12 protein-coding genes (1 of these 12 running past the window's edge) are annotated in these 12,193 nt (G+C 73.1%); 10 read left to right on the top strand and 2 right to left on the bottom strand.

The features are described from left to right. Window positions 1-7: 7 nt before the first annotated feature. Complete coding sequence (locus tag AY578_RS12895; RefSeq protein ID WP_136239181.1) at window positions 8-385, bottom strand: metallopeptidase family protein; 378 nt, start codon at window positions 383-385, stop codon at window positions 8-10. A 352-nt stretch (window positions 386-737) separates the two neighbouring features. On the opposite strand from AY578_RS12895, the gene AY578_RS12890 reads away from it, so the two are divergent. The 9 genes from AY578_RS12890 (at window position 738) to AY578_RS12850 (ending at window position 10,658) form a co-directional block, all read left to right on the top strand. After that, window positions 738-1,157, top strand: a complete 420-nt coding sequence (locus tag AY578_RS12890; protein WP_078504677.1) for a DUF3499 domain-containing protein — start codon at window positions 738-740, stop codon at window positions 1,155-1,157. 129 nt (window positions 1,158-1,286) lie between these two features. Then, entirely contained in the window at window positions 1,287-2,903 is a 1,617-nt protein-coding gene (locus AY578_RS12885) for an L-lactate permease (RefSeq protein WP_019527103.1), read from the top strand. A gap of 72 nt (window positions 2,904-2,975) precedes the next feature. Beyond that, window positions 2,976-4,340, top strand: a complete 1,365-nt coding sequence (locus AY578_RS12880; RefSeq protein ID WP_019527104.1) for a phosphomannomutase/phosphoglucomutase — start codon at window positions 2,976-2,978, stop codon at window positions 4,338-4,340. Window positions 4,341-4,456: 116 nt separating this feature from the next. Further along, the gene (locus tag AY578_RS12875) at window positions 4,457-4,627 is read left to right on the top strand and encodes a Trm112 family protein (protein WP_019527105.1); all 171 of its coding nucleotides are present in this window, start codon (window positions 4,457-4,459) and stop codon (window positions 4,625-4,627) included. A 55-nt stretch (window positions 4,628-4,682) separates the two neighbouring features. Then, the gene (locus AY578_RS12870; RefSeq protein WP_258902376.1) at window positions 4,683-5,810 is read left to right on the top strand and encodes an SIS domain-containing protein; all 1,128 of its coding nucleotides are present in this window, start codon (window positions 4,683-4,685) and stop codon (window positions 5,808-5,810) included. An 85-nt stretch (window positions 5,811-5,895) separates the two neighbouring features. Beyond that, window positions 5,896-7,047, top strand: a complete 1,152-nt coding sequence (gene manA / locus AY578_RS12865; RefSeq protein WP_028959697.1) for a mannose-6-phosphate isomerase, class I — start codon at window positions 5,896-5,898, stop codon at window positions 7,045-7,047. 141 nt (window positions 7,048-7,188) lie between these two features. After that, complete coding sequence (locus AY578_RS12860; protein ID WP_028959698.1) at window positions 7,189-8,169, top strand: cation diffusion facilitator family transporter; 981 nt, start codon at window positions 7,189-7,191, stop codon at window positions 8,167-8,169. Between the two features lie 298 nt (window positions 8,170-8,467). Next, the gene (gene ahcY, locus AY578_RS12855) at window positions 8,468-9,925 is read left to right on the top strand and encodes an adenosylhomocysteinase (RefSeq protein WP_258902375.1); all 1,458 of its coding nucleotides are present in this window, start codon (window positions 8,468-8,470) and stop codon (window positions 9,923-9,925) included. Between the two features lie 118 nt (window positions 9,926-10,043). Beyond that, complete coding sequence (locus AY578_RS12850) at window positions 10,044-10,658, top strand: hypothetical protein (protein WP_019527110.1); 615 nt, start codon at window positions 10,044-10,046, stop codon at window positions 10,656-10,658. A 23-nt stretch (window positions 10,659-10,681) separates the two neighbouring features. Here AY578_RS12850 and AY578_RS12845 read toward each other — a convergent pair whose 3' ends face one another. Beyond that, window positions 10,682-11,623 (bottom strand): RDD family protein, encoded by a 942-nt coding sequence (locus tag AY578_RS12845; RefSeq protein WP_028959700.1) that lies wholly within the window; start codon window positions 11,621-11,623, stop codon window positions 10,682-10,684. Window positions 11,624-11,722: 99 nt separating this feature from the next. Between AY578_RS12845 and AY578_RS12840 the strand changes: the two genes are divergently transcribed. Continuing rightward, window positions 11,723-12,193, top strand: partial view of a stage II sporulation protein M gene (locus AY578_RS12840; RefSeq protein ID WP_258902374.1) — the start only. The gene runs 537 nt beyond the window's last position; 471 of the gene's 1,008 nt are visible here — the first part of the coding sequence; the start codon lies at window positions 11,723-11,725; the stop codon falls past the right edge of the window.

Here is a 12,193-nt window from a genome sequence, read left to right as displayed (position 1 = left end):
CGGTACCTCAGTCCTCCCCGTACCGGGGGTCGACCGTCTCGGGGGTGAGTCCCAGCAGGTCGGCGACCTGTTCGACCACGACCTCATGGACCAGCGCCGCCCGCTCGTCGCGCCCCTTGGAGCGGATCTCGACCGGCCGCCGGTAGATCACCACGCGCGCGGGGCGGCCGTCGCGTGCCGTCACCGTCCCGCCCAGGGGGACCGTCTCGTCCCAGCCGGCGGCCGCGCCGTCCAGCCGGGGGACGTCCAGCACCAGGAAATCGATGTCGGCGAGCTGCGGCCAGCGCCGCTCGAGACGCTCCACCGAGTCCTGCACCAGGTCCGCGAACGTCTCCGCGCGGCTGGCGGCCAGCGGCACCTGGGGTGGCGCGATCGGGCCGCGCATGCCCCGGCCGTGTCGGTCACGGCGTCGGGGCCCGGGGCCTGCGGAGTGAGGAGTCACGGGGCTGTCCATCACTGCGAAGGGTAGTCGTCGTGCCGCCGGGCCGCCCCACGCCCACGCGCGTTCCGGCCGACCCGCGCGCCATGTCACAACCTGACCATTCCAGCCAAGCTTGGGCTCGATTCCGTATCTCTCCTCGACCGATCACCTCAAGGCTTTTGACGGTGTTTATGTCGACTGGTGACCGCAATCAGAACCGTCCGAAAGCCGCCGTTCCGGCGTACCGCCTGGTCACAGAGGTGTGTTTCCTGGGGTATGTGGGGCGTTTCACACCCCGACACGGGGGAGTGACCTGGTGGAGAGTCGTCGCGGCCCGCTCAAGAGTGCGGTACCGTCCAACGTCGTGAGCCCTGTACGTCGCTGTTCGCGCACCGCCTGCGGCCGTCCCGCCGTCGCGACGTTGACGTACGTCTACGCCGACTCGACCGCGGTCCTCGGCCCGCTCGCCACCTACGCCGAACCCCACTGCTACGACCTGTGCGCCGAGCACTCCGAGCGCCTCACCGCGCCGCGTGGCTGGGAGGTCGTCCGCCTGCTCGACGGGTCCGCCCCGGCGCAGCCCAGCGGGGACGACCTGGAAGCGCTCGCCAACGCCGTGCGTGAGGCGGCCCGTCCCCAGGAGCGGGCGGCCGGAGGCGGCGGCGCGCGTGGCGCCGACCCGATGGAGGTCGCCCGCCGCGGCCACCTGCGGGTTCTGCGCTCCCCTGACAACTGAGGGCACGCGCCCGGTCACCCCGTCACATCCCTTCACTGCACACCCATTGACGCCCGCTTGGCGCGGACACGACCATTCCGGTGACCCAGCGAGAAATCGCTTTCGCATGGCGGAATCCGGGAGGCGCACGTGTACGTCCAGGAACTGGAACCCGTCGCCGGATCGCTCGGCCTCTCCGCCCTCGTGGCGGCCCTGCCTCTGCTGATCGTGCTGGTGCTGCTCGGCGGCGTCCGGATGAAGGCCCACCTCGCGGGCCTCATCGGCCTGGCGGCGGCCGTCGCGGTGGCCTGGCTGGCGTACGGGATGCCACTGGACCAGACGCTCTCCAGCGGCGTCCAGGGCGCCGTCTTCGGGCTCTTCCCCATTATGTGGATCGTCGTCAACGCCCTGTGGATCTACCGGATGACGGTCCGCACCCGCCACTTCGACATCCTGCGCCGCTCCTTCGGCCGTCTCTCCGACGACCCCCGCATCCAGGCGCTCGTCGTCGCGTTCTGCTTCGGCGCCCTGCTGGAGGCCCTGGCCGGATTCGGCGCCCCCGTCGCGATCTCCGCCGTGATGCTGGTCGCCCTCGGCTTCGACCCCGTACGCGCCGCCGTGGTCGCGCTGGTCGCCAACACCGCGCCGGTGGCGTTCGGCGCGATGGGGACGCCCGTCGTCACGCTCGCCCAGGTCACCGGGCTGCCGCTGGACTCCGTGGCGTCCGTCGTCGGCCGCCAGACCCCGCTGCTGGCCCTCGTGGTTCCGCTCGTGCTGGTGTGGCTGGTCGACGGCCGGCGCGGACTGCGCGAGACCTGGGTGCCCGCCCTGGTGTGCGGCGTCGCCTTCGCCGTGGCGCAGTTCGTCGCCTCCAACTTCGTCTCCGCGCAGCTCGCCGACATCGGCGCCGCCCTCGTCGGCGCGGGCGCCCTGATGGCCGTGCCCCACTCCCGCGTGCCCGCCACCGAGACCGTACGGGCCTCCGTCCTCACCGGCACCCGCAGCGAGGAACTGGACGCCGAGGACCCGCGCGGCGAGGTCGTCCGGGCGTACGCCCCCTACGCGCTGATCGTCGCGATCTTCGCCGTCGCGCAGATCCCGGCCGTCAAGGACTGGCTCGCCGGCGCCACGCAGACCTGGAACTGGCCGTTCCTGGACGTCGCGAACCCCGACGGCGAGCCCGTCGGCGGCAACATGTTCAGCCTGCCGCTCGTCTCCACCGGCGGGACGCTCGTGCTGTTCGCCGGGCTCGCCACCGCGGCCGTCATCGGCGTCCACGCGCGCGTGGCGGTCAACGAGTGGCTGGAGACGGTGCGCGAACTGCGGTTCGCACTGCTCACCGTGACCAGCGTGCTCGCCCTCGCCTACGTCATGAACCTCTCCGGACAGGCCGCCACCATCGGCCACTTCGTGGCCGCAGCGGGAGCGGGCCTCGCCTTCCTGTCCCCGGTGCTCGGCTGGTTCGGCGTCGCCGTGTCCGGCTCCGACACCTCCGCCAACGCCCTCTTCGGCGCCCTCCAGGTCACCGCGGCCCAGCAGTCCGGCCTCTCGCCCGAACTGCTCGCCGCCGCCAACAGCTCCGGCGGTGTGCTCGGCAAGATGATCTCCCCGCAGAACCTCACCATCGCCTGCGCGGCCGTCGGACTCGCGGGCCGCGAGGGCGACCTGCTGCGCAAGGTGCTGCCCTGGAGCCTCGGCCTGCTGCTCGTGATGTGCCTGATCGTGGTCGGGCAGAGCACGGTGGTGCTCGGCTGGATGCTGCCCTGAGCCTCCGCGACGGTCCCGCCGGACACTACGGGTAGTTTGTGGTGACCGACAGGACTTCCGGAAGGGCTTGCCGTGGCTGCTGATCTCTCGCAGATCGTGAAGGCGTACGACGTGCGCGGGGTCGTCCCCGACCAGTGGGACGAGGCGCTCGCCGAGCTCTTCGGGGCCGCCTTCGTGCGGGTGACCGACGCGACCGCCGTCGTCACCGGCCACGACATGCGTCCCTCGTCGCCCGGCCTGTCCGCCGCCTTCGCCCGCGGCGCGGCAGGCCAGGGCGCCGACGTCACCGAGATCGGCCTGTGCTCCACCGACCAGCTGTACTACGCCTCGGGCGCGCTGGATCTGCCCGGCGCGATGTTCACCGCCTCGCACAACCCGGCCCGGTACAACGGCATCAAGCTGTGCCGCGCCGGCGCCGCCCCCGTCGGCCAGGACACCGGCCTCGCCGGCATCCGCGCCCTCGTCGAGGAGTGGAGCGACACGGGCGCCCCGCAGAAGGCCGCCACCACCGGCACCGTCACCCGCCGCGACACCCTCGAGGACTACGCGGCCCACCTGCGCTCCCTCGTCGACCTCACCGGCATCCGCCCGCTGAAGGTCGTCGTCGACGCCGGCAACGGCATGGGCGGCCACACCGTCCCCACCGTCCTCGCCGGACTGCCGCTCACGCTCGTCCCGATGTACTTCGAGCTCGACGGCACCTTCCCCAACCACGAGGCCAACCCGCTCGACCCGGCCAACCTCGTCGACCTGCAGAAGCGCGTCCGCGAGGAGGGCGCCGACCTCGGCCTCGCCTTCGACGGCGACGCCGACCGCTGCTTCGTCGTCGACGAGCGCGGCGAACCGGTCTCCCCCTCCGCCATCACCGCCCTGGTCGCCTCCCGTGAACTCGCGCGCAACGGCGGCACGGGCACCGTCATCCACAACCTGATCACCTCCCGGTCCGTGCCCGAGGTCGTCCGGGAGAACGGCGGCACCCCCGAACGCACCCGCGTCGGCCACTCCTTCATCAAGGCGGAGATGGCCAGGACCGGCGCGATCTTCGGCGGCGAGCACTCCGCCCACTACTACTTCCGCGACTTCTGGAACGCCGACACCGGCATGCTCGCCGCCCTGCACGTCCTCGCCGCCCTCGGCGAGCAGCAGGGCACCCTGTCCGCGCTCGTCGACCAGTACGACCGCTACGCCGGCTCCGGCGAGATCAACTCCACCGTCGACGACCAGGCCGCCCGCCTCGCCGCGATCCGCGCCGCCTACGAGGGCCGCGACGGCGTCACCCTCGACGACCTGGACGGCCTCACCGTCTCCGCCGCCGACTGGTGGTTCAACGTCCGCCCCAGCAACACCGAACCGCTGCTGCGGCTCAACGCCGAGGCCCGCGACGAGGCCACCATGATCCGCGTCCGCGACGAGGCCCTCGCCCTGATCAGGCAGTAGTCCCCGAACCCCCGGAGGCCGGGCCGGCGGGCGCCCGGGGCGGACCGCCCCGGACCCGCCGCGCGGCCCCCACCGGCGGTACCCTGACCAGCACATCCACCAGTGAAGGGACCCTCATGCCTCTCGAAGCCGGCCTCCTGGAGATCCTGGCCTGCCCGGCCTGCCACTCCCCCCTCGAGGAGCGGGACACCGAGCTGGTCTGCACCGGCCAGGACTGCGGACTCGCCTACCCGGTCCGCGACGGCATCCCCGTCCTCCTCGTCGACGAGGCCCGCCGCCCGGAGTAGCCGCCGCGCGCCCGGAGCCCCCGCGTACCGCCCCGCCGATCGGAGCCAGTCGCCCATGCTCGACGAATCGCTGCTCGACTCACCGGAGGGCCTCGCCGAGGCCGACCACCGCGCCCTGCTCCGCGGCGCCGCCGAGGCCGGCGCCCGCGTCCGCACCGCGGCACGGCACGCCGCCGAGGCGGGCGTGGGCGGCCTGAAACCGACGGCGCCCCGCGCCGTGCTCATCGCCGGGCCCGGCGCCGCCGCCACCCAGGCCGCCGACCTGCTCGGCACCCTGGCCGGCGCCGGCAGCCCCGTCACCCGCCTCGCCCCCACCGGCGTCGCGCCCGCCGCGGGCGCCCTGCGCTGGGAACTCCCGGGCTGGGCCGGGTCCGTGGACCTGCTGCTGATCGCCACCCCGGACGGCACCGAACCGGGCCTGTCCCTCCTCTCCGAGCAGGCCTACCGGCGCGGCCTCACGGTCGTCGCCGTCGCCCCCGCCGGCACCCCGCTCGCCGAGACCGTCTCCGGCAGCCACGGCCTGTTCGTCCCCATGGCCGTCGCGCCCTACGACCACGACGAGCCCCTGGCCGCCTCCGCGCCCGGCGTGCTGTGGGCGCTGCTCACCCCGCTGCTCGCGCTGCTGGACCGCACCGGCCTGCTCACCGCGCCGCCGGACGCCCTGCAGAAGGTCGCCGACCGCCTCGACGCCGTCGCCGAACGCTGCGGGCCCGCCGTCGCCACGTACAGCAACGCGGCCAAGACCCTCGCCGCCGAACTCGCCGACGCGCTGCCCATCGTGTGGACCGAGGGCGTCTCGGCCGGACCGGCGGGACGGCGCTTCGCCGCCGCGCTCGCCGAGCTGTCCGGCACCCCCGCCGTCGTCGCCGAACTGCCCGAAGCCCTCGCCGCGCACAGCGCCCTGCTCGCCGGACCCCTCGCCGCCGGCGCCGACCCGGACGACTTCTTCCGCGACCGCGTGGAGGAACCGCCCGCCCTGCACGCGCGCGTGGTGCTGCTCCGCGACCGGCCCCTCGGCGGCCTCACCGCCGCCCCCGCCGCCCGCGAACTGGCCCTCACCCACGACACGCCCATCAGCGAGCTGGAACCGGAGGAGGGCGGCGAACTGGAGACCCTCGCGGAACTGATCGCCGTCACCGATTTCGCCGCCGTTTACCTGGCGCTCGCCTCCACACCCCGATGATGCCGAAGGCCCCCTGAAACCCCGCGCGGACGCCCGGCCCGGCGCCGCCCGCACGAGAACCGGCAGAAGGAACGCGAAGAGCCCCATGGACCGCCTCGACAACACCGTCCGCCCCTACGCCTGGGGCTCCACCACCGCCATCCCGCGGCTGCTGGGCACCGAACCGACCGGCGAACCGCAGGCGGAGATGTGGATGGGCGCCCACCCCGGCGCCCCCTCGCGCACCGGACGGGGCACCCTCGCCGAGGTCATCGACGCCGACCCGGAGCGCGAGCTCGGCGCCGCCGCGGTCGCCAAGTTCGGGCCGCGCCTGCCGTTCCTGCTCAAGCTGCTCGCCGCCGGCTCCCCGCTGTCCCTCCAGGTCCACCCCGACCGGGCCCAGGCGCAGGCGGGTTACGAGGACGAGGAGCGCCGCGGCGTCCCCGTCACCGCCCCGCACCGCAACTACAAGGACGCCAACCACAAGCCCGAACTGATCTGCGCCCTCACCGAGTTCGACGGCCTGTGCGGCTTCCGCGACCCGCTGCACGCCGCCGCACTCCTCGACGGCCTCGGCGTGGACTCCCTCAAGCCGTACGTCGACCTGCTGCACGCCCGCCCCGAGGAGGCGGCCCTGCGCGAGGTGCTCACCGCAGTCCTCACCGCAGACCCCGACGAGATGGCCCACACCGTCACGGAGACGGCCGCCGCCTGCGACCGCCTCGGCGGCGACCACGCCCCCTACGCCGGCATCGCCCACCACTACCCGGGTGACCCCGGCGTCGTCGCCGCGCTGCTCCTCAACCACGTCCGGCTCCAGCCCGGCGAGGCCCTGTACCTCGGCGCAGGCGTCCCGCACGCCTACCTCGACGGCCTCGGCGTCGAGATCATGGCCAACTCCGACAACGTGCTGCGCTGCGGCCTCACCCCCAAGCACGTCGACGTCCCCGAACTGCTGCGCATCGTCCGCTTCGAGGCCGCCGACCCCGGCGTGCTCCGCCCGGAGGCCGGACCGGACGACGAGGAGGTCTACGAGACCCCCACCGACGAGTTCCGGCTCTCCCGCTACGTCCTCCCCGAGGGCGCCCCCGCCCACGACGTCACCCTCGATGCCCCGCAGATCCTGCTGTGCACCGCGGGTACGGTCCACGCGGGTGAGCACGACCTGACGCCGGGACAGTCCGTGTTCGTCCCCGCGGGTGAGAAGGCCGAGGTCTCGGGTACCGGAACCGTCTTCCGGGCCACCGTCGTCCTCTGAGCGGTCCATGACGACGGGCTGACGCACCGTCGCCGGGCGGGGCTGCAACAATGGCCCACCGTCGCAGCACGGGCGACGGCCCGGCGGCAGGCGCACCCGCCTGCCGGGACTCAACGGCGTACGAAGGGACAACGCGGACACATGAGCGCGTCAGGCGGCACCAAGGCGATCGTGGCGGCACTCGCCGCCAACCTCGCGATCGCGGTAGCGAAGTTCGTGGCGTTCGTCTTCAGCGGTTCCTCGTCGATGCTCGCCGAGTCCGTGCACTCGGTCGCCGACTCCGGCAACCAGGCGCTGCTGCTCGTCGGCGGCAAGAAGGCCCAGCGCAAGGCCACCCCGGAGCACCCCTTCGGCTACGGCCGCGAGCGCTACATCTACGCCTTCCTCGTCTCCATCGTGCTGTTCTCGGTCGGCGGCATGTTCGCCCTCTACGAGGGCTACGAGAAGATCAAGCACCCGCACGAGCTGGAGCACTGGTACTGGCCGGTCGGCGTGCTGGTCTTCGCGATCGTCGCCGAGGGCTTCTCCTTCCGCACCGCCATCAAGGAGTCCAACGGCCTGCGGGGCGGCCGCTCCTGGAAGGAGTTCATCCGCCACGCCAAGGCGCCCGAGCTGCCGGTCGTCCTGCTGGAGGACTTCGGCGCGCTCGTCGGTCTGGTGCTCGCCCTCGGCGGCGTCGGCCTGGCCCTCGCCACCGGCGAGGGCGTCTGGGACGGCATCGGCACCCTCTGCATCGGCGTCCTGCTCATCCTGATCGCCCTGGTCCTCGCCGCCGAGACCAAGTCGCTGCTGCTGGGCGAGGCCGCGGGCGCCGAGGAGACCCGCAAGATCGAGGCCGCCGTCGTCGACGGCGACACCGTCACCCGCGTCATCCACATGCGCACCCTCCACCTCGGCCCGGAGGAGCTGCTCGTCGCCGCCAAGATCGCGGTGCAGCACGACGACACCGCCGCCGAGGTGGCCGCCGCCATCAACGCCGCGGAGTCCCGGATCCGCGACGCCGTGCCGATCGCCCGGGTCATCTACCTCGAGCCCGACATCTACAGCGAGGCCGAGGCCGCCAAGGGGCCCGACCCCGAGGCCACGCCCGGCGGCCCCACCCAGCCGGACGCAGCGCACTGACCCGCCCCGACACCGCCGTCAGGCCGTTCCGGGACCGCATCGCGGCCCCAGAACGGCCTGATGTGTTCGCGGCCGGACTGGGGACCGCCGGGCGGGTCGGTGTAGCTTGGGACGGAGCCAGACGTCGCTGCTGATGGCGGTCGGGCGGTCCCCCGCGGACCGGCCGAGGGAGAGAGGGCCTCCGACGGACTGCGCTGCGCGTACGCGGGCATGCCTGTGCCCTCCTCGGGCACCCCTGTGTCCGCCGCCGCGCAGACCAGCCGTACCCACCTCGACCCAACCCGAGGAGCAGCCCGTAATGACGACTGTCGACAGCCGACAGGACTTCAAGGTCGCCGATCTCTCCCTGGCCGAGTTCGGCCGCAAGGAGATCACCCTCGCCGAGCACGAGATGCCCGGCCTGATGGCGATCCGCAGGGAGTACGCCGACGCCCAGCCCCTGGCCGGCGCCCGGATCACCGGCTCCCTGCACATGACCGTGCAGACCGCCGTCCTCATCGAGACCCTCGTCGCGCTCGGCGCGCGGGTCCGCTGGGCGTCCTGCAACATCTTCTCCACCCAGGACCACGCCGCGGCCGCCATCGCCGTCGGTCCGAACGGCACGCCCGACAACCCGCAGGGCGTCCCCGTCTTCGCCTGGAAGGGCGAGACGCTCGAGGAGTACTGGTGGTGCACCGAGCAGGCGCTGACCTGGCCGGACAGCCCCACCGGCGGCCCGAACATGATCCTCGACGACGGCGGCGACGCCACGCTCCTCGTCCACAAGGGCGTGGCGTACGAGAAGGACGGCAAGGCGCCCTCCCCGGACACCGCCGAGTCCGACGAGCACCGGGTCATCCTGGAGCTCCTCAACCGCACCCTCTCCGAGAACCCGCAGAAGTGGACCCAGCTGTCCTCAGAGATCCGCGGTGTCACCGAGGAGACGACGACGGGTGTCCACCGCCTGTACGAGATGCAGCGTGACGGCACGCTGCTGTTCCCGGCGATCAACGTGAACGACGCCGTGACGAAGTCGAAGTTCGACAACAAGTACGGCTGCCGCCACTCCCTGGTCGACGGCATCAACCGCGCCACCGACACCCTGATCGGCGGCAAGACCGCCGTCGTGTGCGGCTACGGCGATGTCGGCAAGGGCTGCGCGGAGTCGCTGCGCGGCCAGGGCGCCCGGGTGATCGTCACCGAGATCGACCCGATCTGCGCGCTGCAGGCGGCGATGGACGGCTACCAGGTCACCACGCTCGACGAGGTGGTCGAGACGGCCGACATCTTCATCACCACGACCGGCAACAAGGACATCATCATGGCCTCCGACATGGCCAGGATGAAGCACCAGGCGATCGTGGGGAACATCGGCCACTTCGACAACGAGATCGACATGGCCGGCCTCGCGAAGGTCCCCGGCATCGTCAAGGACGAGATCAAGCCGCAGGTCCACACCTGGACGTTCCCCGGCGGCAAGAAGATCATCGTGCTGTCCGAGGGCCGCCTGCTGAACCTGGGCAACGCCACCGGCCACCCGTCGTTCGTGATGTCCAACTCCTTCGCGGACCAGACCCTGGCCCAGATCGAGCTGTTCACCAAGCCCGACGAGTACCCGACCGGCGTCTACGTGCTGCCCAAGCACCTCGACGAGAAGGTCGCCCGCCTCCACCTGGACGCGCTCGGCGTCAAGCTCACCACGCTGCGCCAGGACCAGGCCGACTACATCGGCGTGAAGGTCGAGGGCCCGTACAAGCCCGACCACTACCGCTACTGAGCCGGCCGCGCTCCTCACCGAGCCCGAGCCCCGAGGCAGGCCCCCGCACCCCCGTGCCGGGGGCCTGCCCCGTTTGTCGGGCCGGCGACCGGCCCCGCCCTCACGACCCAGGACCCCCATGCCCCGCGGCCGCTATTCGCTCCACGATCCGCACGATCACACCCCCCTCGCTGACGAACACTTCCAGTGCGCCCCCGGCCCCTCCGGCTGGCGCTACGTCTCCCAGCTCACCGCCCCCGACGGCGATCACGTCGGCTCGGTCGACCTCACCCTCGACGAACTCGGCCGCCCCCTCCGCCTCGAACTGCACGCCGCGAGCTGGCAGGTCCGCGGCGCCGCCCTCGACGGCGTCACCTGGGTCCGCACCGACCCCACCGGGACCCACGCCACCGAAGGCAATGTGCGCGCCCACGCCTTCACCGGCTCTTCCCCGGCCTTCCTCGTCGCCACCGCCCGTCTCCTGCGCCTCACCCCCTCCGCCGCGGCCACCCGCGTACGCCTCGTCGCCTTCACCGATCCGGTCCTCGCCCCCCGCACCGTGGACCAGTCCTGGGCGCTGGTCGACAGAGAAACACACGCCACTGACAACGGCCCCCTGACCGTGGACGCGTACCAGGTCACGGCCCTGGACACGGGCGAGCAGCACACCGTGCACCTGGCCGGGGACGTCGTCCTGTCCGCGCCGGGCGTCGAGCTGGAGGACCTGGACTCACCGCCGTCGGACCTCGGCTGAGGAAGCGCCGCCTCCGGCGGTGGTCAGGCGGGCGGCACGAAGCCGGTGGCGGGACGCCCGGCGGACGCACCGGGGGCCTCGCCGCTCGCGGGCGGCGCGACCGGCGGTACAGCCGGGGACACGGGTGTGGACGGAACGGCGGGCGGCGGCAGCACAGGCCCGCCCTGGCCGACGGCGGGAACAGGAGAGGCCGGGGCGGCCGGGGCGGCCCCTCCGCCCCCGAACGTCCGCTGCGCCTCCCGCGTCTGCCGCTCCTGCAGCACCGCCGCCAGATACATCGCGGCCGGCACCCCCGGAGGCACCGGCGCCCCGGTACGCCCGGCCACGTCCGCCGCCAGCCGCTCCGCCATCGACCAGCCGACCTGTGGGTCGAGCTGCCGCATCCGCGTCAGGTACTGACGGACGGCGAGCCACAGACCGTCGGGCACCGCCGACAGATCGAGCCCGGAGAAACGTCCCGCGAGCCACGGGGGAGGCGGAGGCACGAAACCGCCCTGCCCGGCGGCCGGCACCCGCTCCCGCACCACCAGCGTCCCCGCGAACACATCCCCCAGCCGCCGCCCGCGCGCCGACACCAGGGAAGCGACGCACGCCACGACCCCGAACGTCATCAGGATCTCGATCACCCCGAGCAGCCCCCGCACCAGCGCGTGCCGGAACCGGATCGGCCCGCCGTCGTCCCGCACCACCCGCAGCCCGCACGCCAGCTTCCCGAGCGACCGCCCATGCGTCAGCGTCTCCACCAGGATCGGCCCGCCGACCAGCACCAGGACGAACGTCGCGACCGACACCGCCGTGCGCGCCGCCTCGTCCAGCGAGGCCGTCGCCGCCACCAGCCCGAGGGTCACCAGGACATAGACGGTCACGGCCGCCGCCAGGTCCAGCAGCACCGCCAGCCCCCTGCTGGGCAGCTTCGCGGGGCGCAGCTCCAGCGCCACCGCCTCGCCCGTCACCAGCTCACTCACGCCCGCCGCCCTTCCCTGGGTCTGCCCCGAACACCGCCAGTCTGCCAAGCTGATGGCACATCGCACCGCAGTACGAACAGCCGAGGAGCAGGGACACCGATGGACCTCGACGTCTTCGTCTCCGCGCATCGCGCGGAGTGGGACCGCCTCGACGCCCTGCTCGGACGACGCCGCCGGCTCACCGGAGCCGAGGCCGACGAACTCGTCACCCTGTACCAGCGCGCCGCCACCCACCTCTCGGTGATTCAGTCGGCCGCCCCCGACCCCCAGCTCACCGGCCGGCTCAGCCAGCTGGTCGCCCGCGCGCGCAGCGCGGTGACGGGCACCCGCCGAGCGTCCTGGCGCGACGTCACACACTTCTTTACCCAGGGGTTCCCGGCGGCCGTCTACCGCGCGCGTCACTGGTGGGTGCCGACGGCGCTGATCTCCACGGCCGTGGCCGCGCTGCTCGGCTGGTGGATAGGCACCCACCCCGAGGTGCAGGCCTCCATAGCGGCGCCCGCGGAACTCCGCGAGATGACCCGCCCCGGCGGCCAGTACGAGACGTACTACTCCAGCAACCCGGCGACC

It is taken from the genome of Streptomyces thermocarboxydus (genome assembly GCF_024760485.1).
Lineage (GTDB): Bacteria > Actinomycetota > Actinomycetes > Streptomycetales > Streptomycetaceae > Streptomyces > Streptomyces cellulosae.
Note: the sequence above shows the minus strand (reverse complement) of the source record. Positions and strands in the feature narration are given on the sequence as shown.